Origin of the sequence: Streptomyces sp. NPDC059455 (assembly GCF_042750115.1) — a bacterium.
Lineage (GTDB): Bacteria > Actinomycetota > Actinomycetes > Streptomycetales > Streptomycetaceae > Streptomyces > Streptomyces endocoffeicus.
The window spans coordinates 36,832-56,736 of the sequence record NZ_JBHYVB010000039.1; the positions used below are offsets into that span (position 1 = coordinate 36,832).

A 19,905-nucleotide genomic window follows, 5' to 3' on the forward strand; every position below is an offset into this window, starting at 1 on the left:
GTGTGCGCGCCGGACCGCCGCTGCTGACTGCCGCTGCGCATATGGAATGCCCCACCGTAGCGTGCGCGAGGCGCCATGAGTTGACGTGGCTGTGGAGCACGGGAGGAGTTGTGTGTTCGTATGACAACTCCCGGCCGGGCGTTGCCCGCTCGCACCGGTCAGCTGTCGGCGTCCGCCCGTCCCCAGTCCTGACCGGCCCGCTCCCAGGCGATGCCCCACTGTGTGTAGCGCCGGCGCATGAGCCGCCATACGACCAGCCGCCGGGCGCCGTCCACCAGGACCACCGTCACCCCGGCCGCGCCGATCCCGGCCAGCACGGCGTGGGTGGCGGCCGTCGCGGTGTCCAGCGGGCGGCCCATCGGGCGGCCGTGGTCATCGGTCCAGATCCGGAACCGCTCACCGGGATCCGCGCCGGGGTGAGCACCCAGCGTGCCCTCGTGTCTGCTGCCGTCCGGCCCCGTCCAGCGGGCGAGGACGCGGCGATGGGCGTCTCTCGCGGAAGCGGTCTCGGGATCGGAGTCGATGGGCGGATGCGGCAGCACCTTCACCACGGTGGCCGAGAGCAGATGACGCTCGGCGCGCTGCTTCTGCGCGGCCTTCACCAGCGCCCCGTGTGCCAGGGACCCCGACGTCCAGCCGACGGCGGGGGCGACGAGCAGGATGAGCACCGCGGCGATCAGCGCCGCGCACGCCTCCATCACATCGGTCTTACGGCGCAACGGGTTGCGCCGCCAGCGCCACAGCCCCCAGATCATTCGCATGGATCACATACCCCCTTCCCCATTCGTGAGTACCGCATGGCAGGCCGGATATGCGCGTTATTCGGTGGAGAGAGAGCAATATCACGGGGCCAGCCCTTTCGCCGTTCCGGCGGGCCGTCGGCGGTGCAGGGGGACACACCAGATCAGCCGGGTGCCGCCCGCCTCGGGCGCCTCGATGTCCAAAGTGCCGCCCAGGAGTTCGGCCCGGGACCGCATATTGATCAGTCCTCCGCTGGGGGCGGCGCCCCCGGTGCCCAGCCCGTTGTCCGTGACCTCCAGGGTGATGTCGGCGCCGACGGTCAGCCGGACCTCCACCCGCTGGGCATGGGCGTGCCGCACGGTGTTGCTGAGCGCCTCGGCCAGCACCGCCAGCACATGGTCGCCGGTCTCGTCCGGCACATCGGTGTCCACCGGGCCGTCCATCAGCAGCGACGGGGCGAAGCCCAGGGTGTCCGAGGCCGAGCGAACGGCGTTGACCAGCCGGCGCCGCAGCGTGGCGGGTTCGCCGCCGTCGTCCCCGACCGTGCGCAGGGCGAAGATCGTGGAGCGGATGATCTTGATGGTCTCGTCCAGGTCGTCGACGGCCCGCCCCACCCGTTCCGCCGCCTCCGGGCGCTCGATCAGCCGGCCCGCGCTCTGCAGGGTGAGCCCGGTCGCGAAGAGCCGCTGAATGGCCAGATCGTGAAGGTCCCGGGCGATCCGGTCCCGGTCCTGGAGCAGGGCCATGTGCTCGGACTCGGCGCGGTGCCGGGCCAGTTCCAGGGCCAGGGCCGCCTGCGCCGCGAACCCCGAGAGCAGCTCCACCTCATGGTCGTCGAACGGCTGCCGCCCGGCCAGCCGGCACAGCCGCAGCGCACCGGAGGCCCGCTCGCCCGCGACCAGCGGTACGGCCACCACCGGGCCGAACTCGCTCTCCGGAGCCGGCAGCGGCCAGGACCGGGCCCGCGAGTCCACCCGTACGTCCGAGGCGACCGCGGGGCGCCCGGTGCGGGCCGCGAGCCCGGCCAGCGAGCCGTCGGACGGCACCACGAGCCCGCCGATGAGCTCGGCGTCATGCCCCTCGGCCACCTCGACCATCAGCGAGTCCGCGCCGGTGGCCGGCAGCAGGATCGCCGCCGAGTCGGCGAGCGCCACCTGGAGGGCGAGCCGGGCGATCAGACTCAGCACCTCACCCGCCGAGGTGCCCGCCAGCAGCGTACGGGTGATGACGCCGAGCGCTTCCAGCCACTGCTCGCGGCGCCGGCTCTCGTGGTACAGCCGGGCGTTGTCGATGGCCACCCCGGCGGCGACCGACAAAGTGGTCAGCACCGCTTCGTCATCGGCGTCGAACTGGGCGCCGCCGCGCTTCTCGGTCAGGTAGAGGTTCCCGAAGACCTCGTCACGGACCCGGATCGGCACGCCCAGGAACGAGCGCATCGGCGGATGGTGCTCGGGGAAGCCGTAGCTGGCCGGATGCTCCGACAGATCGGTGAGCCGCAGCGGCTGGGGGTGGCGGATCAGCTCGCCGAGCAGCCCATGGCCACTGGGTAACGGGCCGATGCGGTGCGCCTGTTCCTCGGACATGCCCACCGGCAGGAACTGCGAGAGCCGATGCCGGTCGACCACGCCCAGCGCGCCGTACTCCGCGTCGGCCAGCACCACCGCGGACTCCACGATCCGGCGCAGCACCTGCTCCAGGTCCAGCTCGCGGCCCACGCTGAGCACGGCCTCCAGGAGGCTGTGCATCCGGTCCTGGGTGGACCGGGCCGCGTCCAGCCGCGCCTGGAGCTCGTCGAGGAGCTGGTCGAGCCGGAGTTGGGGAAGGGCCGGATGGCGCCCCTGATCCACACTGCCCGACACCTGGCCTCCATCCCCCCCATGACCCTCTCACCAGCAGGGTAGCCGGGGCGGGGGCCGGTGGTGGCGGGGATGGAAGGAACTCGGCCAGGGTCGGGAGGCCGCTGGGGGACCGGTGCCTAGGAAACCGGCACCACGGCGACCGGGCACTTGGCGTGATGCAGCACGGCGTGGTTGACAAGGCCCAGTTGCATGCCGAAGTGCCCCTGCCGCCGCCTGGCCCCCACCACCAGCAGATCCGCGTGCGCGGAGGCGTCCAGCAGCGCCTTGCGCGCCGGGCCCTCGACCGGGCGGTGGGCCACTGGCACCGGCGGCAGCCCGGCCGCCGTGGCGCCGCCCAGCGTCTCGTCCAGGAGCTCGGCGGCGCGCCACTCGTGCGCCTCACGCGCGCTTTGCGTCTCACGTGTCCTGTGCGTCTCACGTGTTCCCCGTGCCTCACGCGCCCCCTGCTCCTCGCGCCCACCGTGATTCCCGCGCCCACCGTGATTCCCGCGCCCACCGTGATTCCCACGCCCGCCGTGGTTCCCGGGCCTCGCGTGCTCCCCGGGCCTCGTGTGGTCCTCCGGGCCCGCGCAGCGCCAGGCGTGCACGGCCTCCAGCTCACCGCCGCGCAGCCGCGCCTCGCGGAGGGCGAACGCGACGGCGGCGGAGGGCGGCGCGGGCTCCTGCTCGCCCGGGCGCTCACGCTCGGCGATCCCCACCACCACCCGGTTCATCGCGCCGCGCACGTTCTCCGGGCGGCCGCGCACCACGACCACCGGGCACTGGGCGCGGGCCGCGATGCCCAGTCCGACCGAGCCGAGCAGCAGCGAGGCGAACTCGCCGCGGCCGCGCGAGCCGACCACCAGCGCCTCGGCGCTCTTCCCGGCGCGCAGCAGGGCGGTCACCGCGTCGTCCGCCGCCAGGTCGGTCATCACCTTCAGGGCCGGCACCCGCCGCCCGGCCCGCTCGGCCGCCGTGGCCAGCACCGCCTCGCTGTGGAGCCGCTCGGCGGGGCGGTCGGCGGCCGTTCCGGGGATGTAGCCCTCGTACCGCTCCCACAGCGAGGCGTGGACGACGCGCAGCGGCAGCCCGCGGCGCCCGGCCATCTCGGCCGCCCAGTCCAGTGCGTCCGAGGCGGCGTCCGAACCGTCGACCCCGACCACCACGGGAAGCTCCACCGTGCCCACCGCCTCTCCTGCCGGCACCTGGGAATGTCCCTTCCCATTGTCTCGCCGAAGCGGTCGCCGAGGGAGTCCGGCGGCTCACTCAGCGCAGCCGCATGGCCAGCGTCACCACGGCGCCCACCGCCCCCGCGCTGATCACCAGCCGGTCGGTGACCAGCTGGGTCAGCCACAGTCCGCGGCCGCTCGTCGCGCCGTCCAGCCCTGGCAGGATCCGCGGGATGACGTCCTCGGAGAAGCCGGGCCCGGAGTCGCTGATCCGGCACTCCAGCTCGTCGCCGATCCGCCGCAGCAGCAGGGATCCGGTGCCGCCCGCGTGCTCGATGGCGTTGTTGGCGATCTCGTCCACGGCCAGCACGAAGTCCCCGCGACGGGTCTCGCTGAGCCCGGCCCAGGCCGCGCACTCCTCGACCTGCACCCGCAGCCGGGGCAGCTCGTCGGCGGTGAAATGACGGTGGAGCAGGTGTTCTCCGGCTCGATCGGCGGACCGACGACGAGGGTCGGCTAGCACCAGTGCCTCCCGTTTGGTGACGAGTACGAGCGACAACACAGGGTCGGTGAAGCAGCCGAGGGTACGGGGAGCGGGGTCTCATCGGGCACGACGACCACGAATGACGTGTCATATCGGAAACGTGACCGGAAATGGGTAAGGGTGAAGCGATAGCCGATCGACGGTGTATCGGTTTGGATCGACTGCCTCTCGTGCGCACAGGCCGTACGCACAGTGACCGCCGAGGGGCGAGGGGGGAGAGGAGACGGCAGAGTGAGGTCATGATGGGACTGCTGAGCGCGCTGAAGACCGAACACCGTGAGCGGCTGATGGCGCTCGCCCACGATGTGTCCTTCCCCTCGGGCGGCCGCATCTTCGAGGAAGGCCGTAAGGCCGACCGTTTCTGGATCATCCGCACCGGCGCGGTCACCCTCGATCTGCATGTCCCGGGGCGGCGGGCCGCCGTGATCGAGACCCTCGGCCCCGGAGAGCTCATCGGCTGGTCCTGGCTCTTCCCGCCGGACACCTGGCACCTGGGCGCGGAGGCGCTCAGCCCGGTGCGGGCGCACGAATTCAACGCCGAGGTGGTGCGCCGGCTGTGCGACGAGGACCCGGAGCTCGGCTATGCCCTCGCGCTGGCCTGCGCCCAGGTGATCGGGCGCCGGCTGCAGAGCGCCCGCACCCGGTTGCTGGATCTGTACGGGCCCTACGCGGGCGGAATCTCGCCATGACCGGGCCGGAGGTGTAGCGGGCGGCCCGAGGGCCGAATGGCCCCTTACGCTTCCCCGCGCCAGAACGTAAAGCTGGGCAGCCGGATCGCGACCGGCGACCCGCGCGCCATGGAGGAGAGGCCGTGCCCCAGACAGCCGACCCCGACGGCCCCATCGGGGTCTTTCTGCTCGACGACCACGAGGTGGTGCGGCGCGGACTACGTGATCTGCTCGACGCCGAATCCGATCTGAAGGTGGTCGGCGAGGCGGCCAACGCCCGTGAGGCGATCGCCCGCGCCCCCGCCGTACGGCCACACGTCGCGGTGCTCGACGTACGGCTCGGCTCCTCGGGCGAGGGCGGGGACCACGAAGGGATCGAGGTCTGCCGGGAGTTGCGGGCCCGGCTCCCCGACCTCGCCTGTCTGATGCTGACGTCCTTCGACGACGACGAGGCGCTGTTCGACGCCATCATGGCCGGGGCCGCGGGCTATGTGCTCAAGCAGATCAACGGGTCCGACCTGGTGTCGGCGGTACGCACCGTGGCCGAGGGCCGCTCCATGCTCGACCCCGGCGCCACCTCCCGGGTGATGGCCCGGCTGCGCGGCCCCGCGCCCAGCGGGCCCGTGGAACTGGAGAAGCTGTCCCCGCGGGAGCGGGAGATCCTCCAGCTCATCGGCGACGGACTGACCAACCGGCAGATCGCCGAGCGGCTGTTCCTGGCCGAGAAGACCGTCAAGAACCGCATCTCCTCGATCCTGTCCAAGCTGGGCGTGGGCCGACGGATCCAGGCCGCGGTGATCGCCGAGCGGATCAAGGAGCGCGAAGCGGGTCAGTGAGCCCGTGGACGACGCCCGGTGCGGGCATCCGGATGACGCCCTTACGGTGGCCGCCACGGTGGCCGCGTGCGTTTCGCGTGGAGCGCGAGACCGGTCCCCTTCCGGCCCCGCGCCCCACGCCGAACGGGGCGGGACCGGTCGACATGCTCATCACCGCAGTGGAGTGAGAGCCCGGCTGCCCACCCCCGGTGGTGGAGATGGCTCGCGGAACTGCTCGGTCCAGCATCGCGGTGCGCCCCGCCGCCGGGGAGGGGCCGAACGGCCCTCATAAATCGGGCGCGGACGGCCCTCACAACGAATCAGGGGCCGGACGGGGATACCCCATCCGGCCCGGACCTTCCCACGACCGGGCACGCCCGGTCGCATCACCTCCCGACGTGTGTCAGTAGCCGCCTCCCGGCTGCGGTGCCCGGCCGCCCGGGTACTGCTGACGCCCGTAAGGGTCGTCGTACGGAGAAGGCGCGGGCGCGGGCGCGGCCGGGCGAGGCGCGACCGGACGCGTCATGGCCGGGCGCATCGCCTCGTACCCCATCGGCGAGGCCGGCGCGGGGCGCTGCGTCTGCGGCTGCTGGGCGCCCGGGTAGCCCCGCGGTCCCGTCGGCTGCGGCGGGATGTAGGGCGAGTGCGCCTGCTGCAGGCCGGTGGGCTGCGGCGCGTGCTGCTGGTACCCCTGGTGCATGGGCTGCGGGGAGGGGGCGGCCGGCAGCGCGGGGAGCGCCGAGGGCAGCGCCGGAAGATGACTTCCGGTGTCATAGGCCGACGGCACCCTGATGGGCGCGATCTGCGGTGTCCCCCGCTCGGCGACAAGACTGTCGTAGATGGGGGTGTCCGGGAAGGACGGCGAGGAGTAGTAGCCGCCACCGTAAGTGCTGCGGGGGGAGGTCATAGACCATAAGTTAAGCCCACCATGTGCTGATTGGGGAGTCCGGTAGGAGGGTTGTTTTCAGTGTTCGGAGTGGCCGTGGATCCCCAATCCGAGCGAACCCGGGAAAATCGGTCGTCAGGGTACGTTGAGATCGTGTAAAGAGCGCGTTTTCAGCGGGTAGCCACCCGTCGTCCGCGCTGTGCGGCCGAGCGGCCCGATCTGAACGAACAGAAAGGCAGGGGGACGGAAATGGCGATGCGCAAGGGCGGTAACACGCCAGTACCGGCTGAAGCGGTGCGGATCGAGCTCGGCTGGCGCGCCGGACCGGGGGCACCGGACGTGGACGCCTCGGCGCTGCTGCTGGTGTCCGGAAAGGTCAGGTCCGACGGGGACTTCGTGTTCTACAACCAGGCGGCGCACTCCTCCGGCGCGGTGCGCCACGAGGGGAAGCGGACCGCGGGTGACACCGTGACCGACACCCTTTCGGTGGACCTCGCCCGGGTCGAGCCCGCCGTCGACACCGTGGTCCTCGCGGCCTCGGCCGATGGCGGAACGTTCGGCCAGATCCCCGGTCTGAACATCCGGGTGCTGAACGCGGCGGGCGGTGCGGAGATCGCCCGCTTCGACAGCGAGGACGCCACGGTCGAGACCGCCTTCGTCCTCGGCGAGCTGTACCGCAGGCAGGGCGCCTGGAAGTTCCGCGCGGTGGGCCAGGGGTACCAGAGCGGTCTTGCGGGGCTCGCCACGGACTTCGGCATCTCGGTCGACGAGCCGCAGCAGGCGCCGGCTCAGCCCGCCGCCCCGGCTCCGGCCCCCGCCGCCCCGCCGAACCCCGGGCAGAACCCGTACGCGACGCAGAACCCGTACGCGGCCCCCGCGCCGCCGTCCGGCCCGCCGGCCGGGGCGTACCCGCCTCCGACGCCCACGGCCGTCTCCACGCCCCTGCCGCCGCCCCCGCCCACCGCACCGGCCGCCCCGGCCCCCACGCCCGCCGCGGCGCCGGTGAGCCTCAGCAAGGTCACCCTGACGAAGGAGGCGCCCTCCGTCTCGCTCACCAAGCAGGGCGGCACCTCAGGCACCATGCGGGTCAACCTCAACTGGCAGGTCCACAAGCAGTTCTCGGGGTGGGCCTCCAAGCTGGGCCGGGCCATGGCCATGCACAACGACCTCGATCTCGACCTGGGGGCGCTGTTCGAACTCGCCGACGGCAGCAAGGGCGTGGTCCAGGCGCTCGGCAACTCCTTCGGCTCGCTGCACCAGCCGCCCTTCATCCACCTGGACGCCGACGACCGGACCGGCGCCCGGGCGGCCGGTGAGAACCTCACCATCAACCTCGACCACCAGAAGCTGTTCCGCCGGATCCTGATCTTCGTGACCATCTACGAGGGCGCCCGCAGTTTCGCCAACCTCCACGCCACGGTCACCCTGCAGCCGCAGTTCGGCGCCCCGATCGACTTCTCGCTCGACGAGTGCACCGTCCCGTCCCCGGTCTGCGCGCTCGCGCTCATCACCAACACCGGCGGCGAGCTCGTCGTGCAGCGCGAGGCCCGCTATCTGGTGCCGCAGCGCGGCACCAGCCCGCAGCGCACCCTCGACCACGCCTACAACTGGGGCATGAACTGGACCCCCGGCCGCAAGTAAAACCACGGTGTACGGGGCGCGGCCGTCAGGGCGCGGCGCTGGGGCGGGCGTAGGTGCGCCCCTTCCAGGCCGCGCCCTGCCCCAGGTGGTGCCGCACCGCCGAGTCCACGGTCATCAGCAGATAGAGAAGGGCCGTCAGGGGCAGCAGCGGCGCCAGCCACAGCGTCTGCCGGTAGTAGCGCAGCATCGGGATGTAGCTGCCCGCCATCAGCGCCCAGGCGGCGGCGCCCAGCGCTGACGGCCCGGGACGCCCCGTCAGCACCCCGGCGACCACGGCCGCGGGCGGCACGAGATACACCACCGCCAGCCCCGCGACCGTCATCAGCAACACCAGCGGGTTGTGGCGCAGCTGGGTGTACGCGCTGCGCGAGACCATCCGCCACAGCTCGCCCAGCCGCGGATACGGCCGCACGCTGTCGACCCGGTCGGCCAGCCCCAGCCAGATCCGTCCGCCGGACCGTTTCACCGCGCGGGACAGCGCCACGTCGTCGATGACCGCCTGCCGGATCGCCTCCGGGACCCCGGCCCGTTCGGCCGCCTCCCGGCGCAGCAGCACACAGCCGCCCGCGGCCGCCGCGGTGCGCCCCCGGGGCCGGTTGACCCACCGAAAGGGGTACAGCTGCGCGAAGAAGTAGACAAAGGCGGGCACGATCAGCCGCTCCCAGTAGGTCACCACGCGCAGCCGCGCCATCTGGGAGACCAGATCCAGCCCGTTCGCCTCGGCCGCGCGCACCAACTCCCGCAGGGAGTCCGGCTCATGGGCGATATCGGCGTCCGTCAGCAGCAGGTAGTCCACGCCGCCGTCGTCCTTACGGTCCGCGTCCCGGCCGTCCTCGCCCTTACGGTCCGCACCGTCCGTGTCCCTACGGTCCGCACGGTCCGCGGCGAGGCGGGTCGTGGCGAGCGCCATGCCGTGCCGCACCGCCCACAGCTTGCCGGTCCAGCCGGGGCCCGGCTCGCCGGGGGAATCGACGGTCAGCGGCAGCCCGCCGTGTTCGTCGGCCAGTTCACGGGCCAGCTTTCCGGTGCCGTCCGAGCTGCCGTCGTCGATCAGGAAGATCTCCGCCGGCCCCGGGTAGTCCTGGGCGAGCAGCGAGGGCAGACTGGCGGGAAGCACGGCGGACTCGTCCCGGGCGGGCACCACGACGGCCACCGAGGGCCACACCGCGGGTTCCGGTGGCCCGAACCCGTCCGGCTCCGGCGGCCCCGAGCCGTCCGGGCCGGTCCGGGGCAGCCGTACGTCCGTACGCCAGAAGAAGCCCTGGCCAAGCAGCAGCCACAGCCATGCGGCCAACGAACCGGCGGCGATCCACATCAGCGCGCTCACCCGCCGAAGTCTGCCCGAAGGTGTGCCCGGCCGCCGGGCGCACCGGACCGATCCATTAAAGTGACCGGGTGAAGATCGCGCTTATGGACTCCGGAATCGGACTGTTGCCCACCGCCGCCGCGATGCGCCGACTGCGACCGGACGCCGATCTCGTCCTCTCCTCCGACCCCGCGACCATGCCGTGGGGCCCGCGCACCCCCGAGAACGTCACCGAGCTGGCCCTGGGCTGCGCCCGGGCCGCCGCCGCACACCGCCCCGACGCGCTGATCGTCGCCTGCAACACCGCCTCCGTCCACTCCCTGCCCGCGCTGCGCGCCGAGCTGGAGCCCGGGCTGCCGATCGTCGGCACCGTGCCAGCCATCAAGCCCGCGGCGGCCGGGGGAGGGCCGATCGCGATCTGGGCCACCCCGGCCACCACCGGCAGCCCGTACCAGCGCGGACTGATCCGTGACTTCGCGGACGGCGTCGAGGTGACCGAGGTGCCGTGCCCGGGGCTCGCGGACGCGGTGCAGCACGCCGACGACGAGGGGATCGACGCCGCGGTGGCCGCCGCGGCGGCCCGCACCCCGCGCGATGTCACGACCGTCGTCCTGGGCTGCACCCATTACGAACTCGTCGCCGACCGCATCCGGACCGCCGTACAGCGGCCTGACGCGCCGCCGATCGTCCTCCACGGCTCGGCCGGGGCCGTCGCCGCCCAGGCCCTGCGCCGGATCGGCGCCGACCCCTTCCCGCCGGACGGCCCGGTCCCCCCGGGTGGTCTGACCGTCATCCTCAGCGGAGACGAGGCCACCCTGCCGGAGGTCGCCCTGACCTACGCCGAAGGCGTGCTGCTGGCCCCCGTCGCCCCGACGCGCGCTTGACAGCGGTGCCTCCTGCGGTGAGCTGACCGAAACGCTCCTCACCAGCGGATTCACCCGCCCCGCTGCCGTGGTGCCGGAAGGTGAGTACGCTGCCAACCATGAGGCACCACGACCACGGAGAGCCGAGCGCCCACGGGCAGCCGCCCGCGGTCTGGATCGGACGCGCCCACAATCGCGTGCAGTGGCTGCTGGCCGTGGCGGGCGCCGCGTGCCTGGCGCTCGGTGTCGACCTCGCCGTCGACTCGCCCTGGGGCTCGGGCATCGCCCCGCTCCTGATGGCCGTCATCGGCTGCGTCGCCGCCGGACTGCTGATGCTCTTCGGCACCCTCGCCTTCGTCCATGTGGCGGTACGGGTCGACGACGAGGTGCTCGAGATCCGCTGCGGCCATATGGGGCTCCCACGGCGCCGCATTCCGCTCAGCGACGTGGTCGACGCCGATGTGGTCCGTAAGGTCACCCCCTGCCAGTGGGGCGGCTGGGGCTACCGCTGGCGCCCCGAGAAGGGCACCGCCGTGGTGGTGCGCCGGGGCGAGGGCGTGGTGGTCCGCCTCGGGGACGGCCGCGTCTTCACGGTCACGGTGGACGACGCGGAGGCGGCGGTCCGGGCCATCCGCGACCGGCTGCGGCTGATCGCGGCCCGCACCTCCCAGGTCTAGCCGATCCCCGTTCCCCTCTTTCGGGGGATGCGTTCCCTTCCGGGGGCGCCGGCGCTCGCTCATGGCACCACTCCCGGGCCGTCGTCCAGGCGGCGGGCGGTCGCCAGTCCGGCGAGGAGGCCCGCTCCCGCGGTGATCTGGGAGAAGCTGAGGGCGTTGCCCAGACAGGACTCGACGGCCAGGGCCGTGAGGGTCGCGGCCGCCGTAAGGACCACGGGAGTGGGGCGCGGGGAGCGCCACAGGGCGTGGAGCATCCAGCCGAAGGCCGCGCCCAGCAGGGCCACCCCCGGCAGCCCCTGACCGGCCGCCTGCTGCAGCGGCGCCGAATGCGGCTTGGCTTCCGGGCCCAGCGGCTGGGCCACCGCGGGGCTCAGCTCGCCGAAGCGGTCCGGGCCCGCGCCGCGCAGCGGATCCGTCCCCTCGATACGGGCGGCGTCCTGCCACAGCCGGATCCGGTGCTCGGTCAGATGGGCGCGCAGGGCGGACGGCAGCCCGCCCGGGACCGAGCCCTTGGCCACCGCCCAGGTGCCGCCGACCGCGACCGCCGCGATCAGCGCGCACGCGGCGAGCGTCGGCAGCCGCCGCCGCGGCCGGGCGGCGATGAGCGAGCACACCAGGACGGCGCCGCTCGCCACCCAGCCGACCGTCGAGCCGCCCACCACGGCCGTGAGCGTGATCGCCGCGGCCGGTAGCCCCAGCGCCGGGCGGAGGACCCGCGGGGCGGCCCAGGCCGCGCAGCAGACCGCGCCCGTGGCCAGGGTGAGCTGGGCCGCGCCCGGCCCCTCATGGCCGCTGAGCCCGTACGGCGAGGTACAGGCCAGGCCGAACCCCGCGAGCCCGGCGGCCGCCGCCCCGGCGACCGGCAGCAGCGATCCGGCGATCCGGCCGCAGGCGTACCCGGCGGCCACCGCCAACACCGCCAGCAGGACTCCCTCGGGGCGGGCCGGCCGCCCCATGGCCGCGATCAGCGCCCATACGGCGCAACCGGCCAGGATCAGAACCCCCGCGATATCGGACGCGTTCGCGCAGCCGTCGGCCGGTCGGCCGTGGTCCTGCACGACAGGCTCCACCACTGATGACGTCATCCCGCCGACCCCCCGTCGTGACGGGCACCGCGCCGACGCCCTTACGGCCGTCGCGCGAGCCATGACACCCGAAACCGTAGCGCTTGTCGTAAGGAATGTGTATATGGTGCGCAGAAACGATGAGTCGGTGGTGAAACGCCCGCCGTGGAGGGCGCCGTACGGCCGCCGCGCGCGCCCCCGTTTCCGCCCGATACCCTCGGCCCATGCCGACCCCCGACTTCATCCGTGACCTCAGGGCCTCCATCGGTCATGAACTGCTCTATCTGCCGGGCGTGAGCGCCGTGGTCTTCGACGACCAGGACCGGGTGCTGCTGGGCCGCCGGGCCGACAACGGCCGCTGGACCATCATCTGCGGCATCCCCGAACCCGGTGAGCAGCCGGCCACGGCGGTGGTCCGCGAGGTCGAGGAGGAGACCGCGGTGCGCTGTGTCCCCGAACGCATCGTGCTCGTACGGACCCTGGCGCCGGTGACCTACCCCAACGACGACAAGTGCCAGTTCGTGGACGTCTGCTTCCGCTGCCGCGCGGTCGGCGGCGAGGCGCGGGTGAACGACGACGAGTCGCTGGACGTCGGCTGGTTCCCGCTCGACGCGCTGCCCGAGATGGAGGACTTCTCCCTGTCCCGGATCAAGCAGGCGATCGAGGACGGCCCGACATGGTTCGAGCCCATCGTCGGGGAGTGAAGTATGTGCCGCCCCCACATCGGTCCGGGCCCGACGGCTGCCTAATGTGCCCCTCATGAGCGCGTCCACCACACCAGGCCCGGACCCACGGCCGTCCGGCGGCCTCGATCTCTCCGGCCGTACCGCACTCGTCACGGGCGCCGCCGGGGGCATCGGCCGGGCCTGCACACTGCGGCTGGCCGCCGCCGGGGCGCGGGTGCGGGCCGTCGACCTGGACGCCGAGGGCCTCACCGACCTGGTCGCCGCGGCCTCCGGACTGCCCGGCCCGGTCGAGGCCCACCGCCTGGACCTCACCGACCTCGACGCCGCCGAGCGGGCCGCCGCGGGCACCGACATCCTGGTCAACAACGCCGGGCTCCAACTCGTCCGGCCCATCGAGGACTTTCCGCCCGAGGTCTTCTCCCGGGTGCTCACCGTGATGCTCGAGGCCCCCTTCCGGCTGGTGCGCGGCGCGCTGCCGCACATGTACGCCCAGGGCTGGGGCCGGATCGTGAACATCTCCTCGGTGCACGGGCTGCGCGCCTCCCCGTACAAGTCGGCCTATGTGGCCGCCAAACACGGTCTGGAAGGGCTCTCCAAGGTCGCCGCCCTGGAGGGCGCGGAGCACGGGGTGACCTCCAACTGTGTCAACCCCGGCTATGTGCGCACCCCGCTCGTCGAGCGGCAGATCGCCGACCAGGCCGAGGCCCACGGGATCTCCCCGGAGCGGGTGGTCTCCGAGGTGATGCTGGCCGACGCGGCGGTCAAGCGGCTGGTCGAGCCCGAGGAGGTCGCCGAGGCCGTCGCGTACCTCAGCGGCCCGCACACGTCCTTCATCACCGGGGCCTCGCTCAGCATGGACGGCGGATGGACCGCCCACTGAGCGGCCCATCGGATCGGTCACCGGCGTTCGATGGCCGATTGGCTCAGCCACTGGACCATGAAAGCGGATTGGCCGAGCCACTGGTGGATGGTGCCGGATTGGCTGAGCCACTGGCGGACGGTGGGCGATTGGCTGAGCCATCACCGGACGGTGGCTCATTGGCTCAGCCACCGGATCGCCTATTGCCCGGCCGCCCCGTCGACAAGACACCGGGCCGCCTTACGGCTGGCGCCGCCGCGCCCGGCGGGAGTATGCCTGTGCCCATGCCCGACGACCGGCCGGAGAACCCCTACCTGGAACTACTCGCACGCGGCGCGCCCGCCGAGGCGTACGAGCGCCCGGTGCTGCGCGCCCGCGCCGACAAGGCCCCGGCCGACCGGCTGGCGGCCCTGGAGGCCGCCAAGCTGCTCGCCCTGCGGGTGCGCGGTGAGCTGGAGGGGCGACGGCGCCGCGAGGCCGAGCTGTCCGCGCTCTTCGAGACCGCCCACGACCTGGCGGGGCTGCGCGACCTGGACGCGGTGCTCCAGGCCATCGTGCAGCGCGCCCGCTCCCTGCTGGGCACCGAGGTGGCCTATCTGACGCTCAACGACCCGACGGCCGGTGACACCTATATGAGGGTCACCGACGGTTCGGTCTCGGCCCGGTTCCAGCAGCTGCGGCTCGGCATGGGGGAGGGGCTGGGCGGTCTGGTGGCCCAGACCGCCCGCCCTTACGTGACCGAGAGCTACTTTCACGATCCTCGCTTCCAGCACACTCACACCATCGACGCGGGCGTCAGGGACGAGGGGCTCGTCGCCATCCTCGGGGTGCCGCTGCTGCTCGGCAGCGGTGTCATCGGGGTGCTGTTCGCGGCCGACCGCCGGGCCCGGGTGTTCGAACGCGAGCAGATCGCGCTGGTCGGCTCGTTCGCCGCCCACGCGGCGGTGGCCATCGACACCGCCCATCTCCTCGCCGAGACCCGTACGACGCTCGCCGAGCTGGAGGCCGCCAACGAGATCATCCGGGACCGCAGCCGGGTCATCGAGCGCGCCTCAGACGTCCACGACCGGCTCACCGAGCTGGTGCTCCGCGGTGGCGGGGTGCACGCCGTGGCCGACGCCGTGGCCGAGGTGCTCAGCGGCTCCGTGGAGTTCCTCGAGGCCGACGAGGCGCCCGCGGCGGCCGTCGACCGGTCCCGGGCCGACGGCCACGCGGTGCGCGACGGCGAGGAGGACTGGGTCGCCGCGGTCTCGGCGGGCGGCGAACTGCTCGGCGCGCTCGTGCTGCGCGGCCACCCCCGGCTCGACCCCGTGGACCAGCGCACCCTGGAGCGCGCGGCGATGGTCACCTCGCTGCTGCAGCTCGCCCGCCGCTCCGCGGGCGAGGCCGAACAGCGGGTGCGCGGCGAGCTCCTGGACGACCTCCTCGACGCACCCGACCGCGAGCCCCGGCTGCTGCGCGAGCGCGCCGCGCGGCTCCAGGCGGACCTGGACACGCCCCATGTGGTGCTCGCGGCGGGCATCGAGGCCCCGGGCATGGGCACACCCACCACCGGCACCGGCAACACACACGCCACCGGCACCGGCACCGGCACCGGCACCGGCAACGCACACGACGCCACGCACGGCACCACACACGGAAGCGGGCCCGGAAGCACGTCCAGCACGTCCGGCGGCGCGCCCGCCGAGGACGCCGCGGGCCGTCGGCGGCTGTGGGCCGCCGCGTCCCATCTGGCGGCCACCCGGCACGGTCTGGCCGCCCCCCGCGACGGCGGCACCGTCCTGCTGCTGCCGCTCGCTGACGGCGACACCGCCGACGCCCTCGCCCGCCGCACCGCCCGGCAGCTGGGCACCGCCGCGCACGCCGTGGTCACCGTGGGCGCCTCCGCGCCCGTTCCCGCGCCCGCCGCACGGCCCGGGGAGGTCGCCGCGGGCTACGTCGAGGCGCGGCGCTGTCTGGCCGCCCTTCGGGTGCTGGGTCGGGCCGGACAGGGAGCCGCCGCCGAGGACTTCGGCTTCCTCGGTCTGCTGCTGGCCGGGACTCGCGAGGGTGCCCCGGACGGCACCGGCGTCCAGGACTTCGTGCACCGCACCGTGGGCGCCGTCATCGACTACGACGAGCGGCGCGGCACCGAGCTGATCCGCACGCTCGACGCGTACTTCGCCGGCGGGATGAGCCCGGCCCGTACGAAGGACGCCCTCCACGTGCACGTCAACACGGTGGCGCAGCGGCTGGAGCGGGTCGGGCGGCTGCTCGGCCCCGACTGGCAGTCGCCCGCCCGCTCCCTGGAGATCCAGCTCGCCCTGCGGCTGCACCGCCTGACCTCGGCCATGGGCGGCTGCTCCGCCTGACCTCGGCCATGGGCTGCTGCCTCGGCCGTGGGCTGCTGAGCCTCGGCCGTGGCTACTGGGGCGAGGCCGAACGGGCCGTGCGCTTCGCCGCCTCCGTCGCCGACCCGGGGGAGGGGGCCGAGGTCGGTTCGACGGCGGCCAGATCGCGGTCCCGGGTCTCCTTGGCGACGCCCACGGCCACCAGGGTGAGCAGGGCGGCCGCGATCACATAGAGGGCGATCGGCGTGGCGCTGTGGTAGTCGGCCAGCAGTGCGGTGGCGATGAGCGGGGCGGGCGCACCGGCCGCGACGGACGAGAACTGCGCACCGATCGACGCCCCCGAATACCGCATCCGGGTCGCGAACATCTCGGAGAAGAAGGCCGCCTGGGGCGCGTACATCGCCCCGTGGAAGACCAGCCCGACCGTCACGGCGAGCACCAGGGCCGGGAAGCCCTTGGTGTCGATGAGGAGGAAGAACGGGAAGGCCCACGCGCCCACGCCCACCGCGCCCAGGAGGTACACCGGGCGGCGCCCGACCCGGTCCGACAGCGCGCCCCAGGCCGGGATGACCGCGAAGTGCACGGCCGAGGCGATCAGTACGGCGTTGAGCGCGGTCTGTTTGCCGAGGCCCACGTCGTCGGAGGTCGCGTAGACGAGGACGAAGGCGGTGATGACGTAGTAGCTGATGTTCTCGGCCATCCGCGCGCCCATGGCGATCAGCACATCCCGCCAGTGGTCGCGCAGGACCGCCACCAGCGGCATCTTCTCGGTGGCGTCCTCCTCCCCGCCCGCGGCCGCCTTACGGGCCTCGGCCCGGGCCAGCGCGGCCTTGAAGACCGGCGATTCATCGACAGAGAGACGAATCCACAAGCCGACCAGTACCAGCACCCCCGAGAGCAGGAACGGCACCCGCCAGCCCCATGACTCGAAGGCGTCGTCGGAGAGCGTGGCCGTCAGCGCGGAGAGCACCCCGGTGGCCAGCAGCTGCCCCGCGGGGGCGCCGGTCTGCGGCCAGGACGCCCAGAACCCGCGCCGCCGCGGGTCCCCGTGCTCCGACACCAGCAGCACCGCCCCGCCCCATTCGCCGCCCAGCGCGAACCCCTGGAGCAGACGCAGCGCGGTGAGCAGTACGGGCGCCGCCGAGCCGACCGTGGCGTGGGTGGGCAGCAGCCCGATGGCGCAGGTTGCGCCGCCCATCATCAGCAGACTCAGGATCAGCAGCTTCTTACGGCCGAGCCGGTCGCCGTAGTGGCCGAACACCAGGGCACCGACCGGCCGGGCGGCGAAGCCGACCGCGTAGGTCAGGAACGACAGCAGCGTGCCGACGAGCGGGTCGGAGTCCGGGAAGAAGAGCTTGTTGAAGACGAGCGCGGCGGCCGAGCCGTAGAGGAAGAAGTCGTACCACTCGATGGTGGTGCCGATCAGGCTCGCGGCGACGATACGGCGCAGTGAGCCGGGTGGGGTCGGGGGAGCGGAGGCCGGGGAATCCGGGGTGGGCATGGGTCACCACTTCCGAGCGGGGTGCGGGGACGGTTCTGTGTTGCCACACCGTAGAAATGCGCAGTTCGGCTCGGATATGTAGGCGGGCGACATACTTCACCCGGCCGCTGTGGTGACACACCCCGCCCCGGAGGCGACCCCCTAGTCGGCGCGGCCCGTGCGCGGTCGCCGTACCTTGCCGAGCTGGAGCATGGCGGCGTTGAGCTGGTCCGGGGTGAGCGACGGGGCCGGGAGCGGATGGGACCCCTCGGGGCGCAGCCCGTCGAGCAGCAGGGCCAGATAGCGGCGCCACGCCTGCGGCGCGGCCACGGTCGAGCCGGGGACCGCGCGGCCGAGCGCGGCCAGCATGAACTGCAGGTCCTCCGCGGTGGCGTCCGGCCGGACTTTGCCCTGCTTCTGGGCGCGGCCCAGAAGGTCGTCGAGCGTCTTGTGGTTCTCCTCACGGAGCGCGTCGAGCGAGGGGACGCCCTGGATGCCGGTGGTCATCAGGTCGTTGGTGCCCCGGTCGGCGGCGAGGAGCCCGAAGATGCGCTCCAGGTAGGCTGTGAGCCCGGCCCAGGCGTCGGTCGCGGAGCGGGCCTCCTCGGCGGCCCGCAGAATGTCCCGAAGGGAATCGCCGAATACCGCCTCGATGAGTTCCGCCCGGCCGGCGAAGCGCCGGTAAAGGGTGGCGCTGCCGACTCCGGCCCGACGGGCGATGTCGTCGAGCGGGGCGTCCACACCCTGATCCGTGTAGATCTCCCGGGCGGCAGCTATCAGCATCTCGCGGTTGCGCCGTGCGTCTCGGCGCAACGGTGTCTCTTTCTCCACACGGCTGCCCATGGCCCGCAACCCTAACACTAACCGGGGGAATCTCTCCGGTTAGGTGTTAAGATCATCGCCAGAGCGGGGAACGATCCCCGGTTCTGGCTTCGGGGGAAGCCGCCGACCGACTGAGGGGATCACATGCCCCAGGATCTGTCCGCGCTCGGCGCGGATTTCGTCGTCAACCCGTATCCGGTCTACGCACGTCTGCGGGAGCGGGGCCCGGTCCACCGGGTGCGCACCGACACCTCCGGTGAGTTCTGGCTCGTCGTCGGCCATGAGGAGGCCCGCGCCGCGCTGACCGATCCCCGGCTGAGCAATGACGTCCGTCACTCGGCCGCGTGGCAGGACGACGGCGGCAATGCCATCGGGCGGAACATGGTGCAGACCGACCCGCCGCACCACACCCGGCTGCGGGGGCTGGTGGCCCGCGCCTTCACCCCGGCCCGGATCGAGGCCCTGCGTCCCCGCGTCCGGCAGATCGCGGACGAACTGCTGGACGCGATGGCCCCGCTGGGCCGGGCCGATCTCGTCGAGGACTACGCGCTGCCGCTGCCCCTGGCCGTCATCTGCGAGCTGCTGGGGGTGCCGGAGACGGATCGCAAGGCGTTCCACGACTGGTATCTCGAGAGCACCGACCTGACCCGCCCGGAGGCAGCCGGTGCCGCCGCCCAGGCCCTGACGGGCTACTTCGCGGAGCTCATCGAGGCCAAGCGCCGCGGCCCCGGCGACGATCTGCTCAGCGCCCTGGTCCGCACCATGGACGGGGGCGGTGACGCGCTCTCCGACGAGGAGATGCTCGGCATGACGTTCGTGCTGCTGGTCGCGGGCTACGAGACCTCCGCCAACCTGATCTCCAGCGGCACCCTCGCCCTGCTCCGCCACCCCGAGCAGCTGGCCGCGCTGCGCGCCGACTGGTCGCTGCTGGACGGCGCGATCGAGGAGATGCTGCGCTACGACGGCCCGGTGGAGAGCGCCGCGTTCCGCTTCACCAGGGAGCCGGTGGAGATCGCGGGCACGTCCATTCCGGCCGGGGAGCCGGTGGGGGTCGTCCTGGCCGCCGGGTCGCGCGACCCCCGGCGCTTCGCCGAGCCGGACCGCTTCGACATCCGGCGCGCACCGCGCGGCCATCTCGCCTTCGGACACGGCGTCCACCACTGCCTGGGCGCCCCGCTGGCCAGGCTCGAAGGGGCCATCGCCTTCCGGGCCCTGCTGGAGCGCTGCCCCGAGCTGGCCCTGGACGCCGATCCGGCCGAGCTCGCCTGGCGGCCCAGCCTGATGCTGCGCGGGCTGCGGCGACTGCCGGTACGTTTCACCCCGGCTCCGGACGCCTGAGCCCCCGGCCCCGGCGAGCGCCGCCGCGGCCCGGCACGCCCCACGAACCTCACCGGTCAGGAACACTCGACGGACCGCGGTGGCCCCCCCCCCCCCCCGCCCCCCTCAGATTGGGGCTGAGGGAGGCACCGGCGCGGCCTCACACCCCGCCGCGCCCGCCGGCGGGGCGGAGCGGGGC

The 19,905-nt window shown here is 73.2% G+C and carries 18 protein-coding genes; 9 read left to right on the forward strand and 9 right to left on the reverse strand.

Features of this window, described 5'->3' with window-relative positions; translation table 11 throughout:
• Window positions 1-158: 158 nt before the first annotated feature.
• The 4 genes from ACFXB5_RS16600 to ACFXB5_RS16615 form a co-directional block, all read right to left on the reverse strand.
• Complete coding sequence (locus tag ACFXB5_RS16600; protein ID WP_385207989.1) at window positions 159-761, reverse strand: hypothetical protein; 603 nt, start codon at window positions 759-761, stop codon at window positions 159-161.
• An 81-nt stretch (window positions 762-842) separates the two neighbouring features.
• Window positions 843-2,600 carry a GAF domain-containing protein gene (locus ACFXB5_RS16605; RefSeq protein ID WP_385207991.1) on the reverse strand — a complete coding sequence of 586 codons (1,758 nt, stop codon included), beginning with the start codon at window positions 2,598-2,600 and terminating at the stop codon, window positions 843-845.
• Between the two features lie 116 nt (window positions 2,601-2,716).
• Window positions 2,717-3,784: a universal stress protein gene (locus tag ACFXB5_RS16610; protein ID WP_385207994.1), complete on the reverse strand. Its 1,068-nt coding sequence runs from the start codon at window positions 3,782-3,784 to the stop codon at window positions 2,717-2,719.
• A gap of 61 nt (window positions 3,785-3,845) precedes the next feature.
• The gene (locus ACFXB5_RS16615; protein WP_051573807.1) at window positions 3,846-4,271 is read right to left on the reverse strand and encodes an ATP-binding protein; all 426 of its coding nucleotides are present in this window, start codon (window positions 4,269-4,271) and stop codon (window positions 3,846-3,848) included.
• Window positions 4,272-4,531: 260 nt separating this feature from the next.
• On the opposite strand from ACFXB5_RS16615, the gene ACFXB5_RS16620 reads away from it, so the two are divergent.
• Together ACFXB5_RS16620 and ACFXB5_RS16625 are read left to right on the forward strand one after the other, a co-directional pair.
• Window positions 4,532-4,981: a Crp/Fnr family transcriptional regulator gene (locus ACFXB5_RS16620; RefSeq protein ID WP_385207997.1), complete on the forward strand. Its 450-nt coding sequence runs from the start codon at window positions 4,532-4,534 to the stop codon at window positions 4,979-4,981.
• A 122-nt stretch (window positions 4,982-5,103) separates the two neighbouring features.
• A complete protein-coding gene (locus ACFXB5_RS16625; protein WP_020873494.1) occupies window positions 5,104-5,796 on the forward strand; it encodes a response regulator transcription factor in 693 nt (230 codons plus the stop codon).
• Window positions 5,797-6,178: 382 nt separating this feature from the next.
• Here ACFXB5_RS16625 and ACFXB5_RS16630 read toward each other — a convergent pair whose 3' ends face one another.
• Window positions 6,179-6,682 (reverse strand): DUF6643 family protein, encoded by a 504-nt coding sequence (locus ACFXB5_RS16630; RefSeq protein WP_385208000.1) that lies wholly within the window; start codon window positions 6,680-6,682, stop codon window positions 6,179-6,181.
• A 234-nt stretch (window positions 6,683-6,916) separates the two neighbouring features.
• On the opposite strand from ACFXB5_RS16630, the gene ACFXB5_RS16635 reads away from it, so the two are divergent.
• A complete protein-coding gene (locus ACFXB5_RS16635) occupies window positions 6,917-8,302 on the forward strand; it encodes a TerD family protein (protein WP_385208057.1) in 1,386 nt (461 codons plus the stop codon).
• Between the two features lie 25 nt (window positions 8,303-8,327).
• Here ACFXB5_RS16635 and ACFXB5_RS16640 read toward each other — a convergent pair whose 3' ends face one another.
• A complete protein-coding gene (locus tag ACFXB5_RS16640) occupies window positions 8,328-9,617 on the reverse strand; it encodes a glycosyltransferase (protein ID WP_385208060.1) in 1,290 nt (429 codons plus the stop codon).
• Between the two features lie 80 nt (window positions 9,618-9,697).
• Here ACFXB5_RS16640 and ACFXB5_RS16645 point away from each other — a divergent pair, with 80 nt between their 5' ends.
• On the forward strand, window positions 9,698-10,492 hold the full coding sequence (locus tag ACFXB5_RS16645; protein ID WP_385208003.1) for a glutamate racemase: 795 nt from the start codon (window positions 9,698-9,700) through the stop codon (window positions 10,490-10,492).
• 98 nt (window positions 10,493-10,590) lie between these two features.
• Window positions 10,591-11,148, forward strand: a complete 558-nt coding sequence (locus ACFXB5_RS16650; RefSeq protein WP_385208006.1) for a hypothetical protein — start codon at window positions 10,591-10,593, stop codon at window positions 11,146-11,148.
• A gap of 59 nt (window positions 11,149-11,207) precedes the next feature.
• Here ACFXB5_RS16650 and ACFXB5_RS16655 read toward each other — a convergent pair whose 3' ends face one another.
• Complete coding sequence (locus ACFXB5_RS16655) at window positions 11,208-12,233, reverse strand: O-antigen ligase family protein (protein ID WP_385208008.1); 1,026 nt, start codon at window positions 12,231-12,233, stop codon at window positions 11,208-11,210.
• Window positions 12,234-12,436: 203 nt separating this feature from the next.
• On the opposite strand from ACFXB5_RS16655, the gene ACFXB5_RS16660 reads away from it, so the two are divergent.
• From ACFXB5_RS16660 to ACFXB5_RS16670, 3 genes are all read left to right on the forward strand, one after another.
• Entirely contained in the window at window positions 12,437-12,916 is a 480-nt protein-coding gene (locus tag ACFXB5_RS16660; protein WP_044579208.1) for an NUDIX domain-containing protein, read from the forward strand.
• Between the two features lie 55 nt (window positions 12,917-12,971).
• Entirely contained in the window at window positions 12,972-13,778 is an 807-nt protein-coding gene (locus ACFXB5_RS16665; RefSeq protein WP_385208011.1) for a 3-hydroxybutyrate dehydrogenase, read from the forward strand.
• 251 nt (window positions 13,779-14,029) lie between these two features.
• Window positions 14,030-16,108, forward strand: a complete 2,079-nt coding sequence (locus ACFXB5_RS16670) for a helix-turn-helix domain-containing protein (RefSeq protein WP_385208014.1) — start codon at window positions 14,030-14,032, stop codon at window positions 16,106-16,108.
• A 52-nt stretch (window positions 16,109-16,160) separates the two neighbouring features.
• Here ACFXB5_RS16670 and ACFXB5_RS16675 read toward each other — a convergent pair whose 3' ends face one another.
• Together ACFXB5_RS16675 and ACFXB5_RS16680 are read right to left on the reverse strand one after the other, a co-directional pair.
• Entirely contained in the window at window positions 16,161-17,588 is a 1,428-nt protein-coding gene (locus ACFXB5_RS16675; protein ID WP_385208017.1) for an MFS transporter, read from the reverse strand.
• Between the two features lie 141 nt (window positions 17,589-17,729).
• Complete coding sequence (locus tag ACFXB5_RS16680) at window positions 17,730-18,410, reverse strand: TetR/AcrR family transcriptional regulator (RefSeq protein WP_201855786.1); 681 nt, start codon at window positions 18,408-18,410, stop codon at window positions 17,730-17,732.
• A 123-nt stretch (window positions 18,411-18,533) separates the two neighbouring features.
• On the opposite strand from ACFXB5_RS16680, the gene ACFXB5_RS16685 reads away from it, so the two are divergent.
• A complete protein-coding gene (locus ACFXB5_RS16685; protein ID WP_385208021.1) occupies window positions 18,534-19,727 on the forward strand; it encodes a cytochrome P450 in 1,194 nt (397 codons plus the stop codon).
• Window positions 19,728-19,905 lie beyond the last annotated feature (178 nt).

Bases quoted from the DNA above. Each gene is read 5' to 3' on its own strand.
- ACFXB5_RS16635 (WP_385208057.1), top strand. From the start codon at position 6,917: ATGCGCAAGGGCGGTAACACGCCAGTACCGGCTGAAGCGGTGCGGATC.
- ACFXB5_RS16660 (WP_044579208.1), top strand. From the start codon at position 12,437: ATGCCGACCCCCGACTTCATCCGTGACCTCAGGGCCTCCATCGGTCAT.
- ACFXB5_RS16640 (WP_385208060.1), bottom strand. From the start codon at position 9,617: ATGTGGATCGCCGCCGGTTCGTTGGCCGCATGGCTGTGGCTGCTGCTT.
- ACFXB5_RS16620 (WP_385207997.1), top strand. From the start codon at position 4,532: ATGATGGGACTGCTGAGCGCGCTGAAGACCGAACACCGTGAGCGGCTG.
- ACFXB5_RS16670 (WP_385208014.1), top strand. From the start codon at position 14,030: ATGCCTGTGCCCATGCCCGACGACCGGCCGGAGAACCCCTACCTGGAA.
- ACFXB5_RS16675 (WP_385208017.1), bottom strand. From the start codon at position 17,588: ATGCCCACCCCGGATTCCCCGGCCTCCGCTCCCCCGACCCCACCCGGC.
- ACFXB5_RS16680 (WP_201855786.1), bottom strand. From the start codon at position 18,410: ATGGGCAGCCGTGTGGAGAAAGAGACACCGTTGCGCCGAGACGCACGG.
- ACFXB5_RS16665 (WP_385208011.1), top strand. From the start codon at position 12,972: ATGAGCGCGTCCACCACACCAGGCCCGGACCCACGGCCGTCCGGCGGC.
- ACFXB5_RS16655 (WP_385208008.1), bottom strand. From the start codon at position 12,233: ATGACGTCATCAGTGGTGGAGCCTGTCGTGCAGGACCACGGCCGACCG.
- ACFXB5_RS16650 (WP_385208006.1), top strand. From the start codon at position 10,591: ATGAGGCACCACGACCACGGAGAGCCGAGCGCCCACGGGCAGCCGCCC.
- ACFXB5_RS16685 (WP_385208021.1), top strand. From the start codon at position 18,534: ATGCCCCAGGATCTGTCCGCGCTCGGCGCGGATTTCGTCGTCAACCCG.
- ACFXB5_RS16630 (WP_385208000.1), bottom strand. From the start codon at position 6,682: ATGACCTCCCCCCGCAGCACTTACGGTGGCGGCTACTACTCCTCGCCG.
- ACFXB5_RS16600 (WP_385207989.1), bottom strand. From the start codon at position 761: ATGCGAATGATCTGGGGGCTGTGGCGCTGGCGGCGCAACCCGTTGCGC.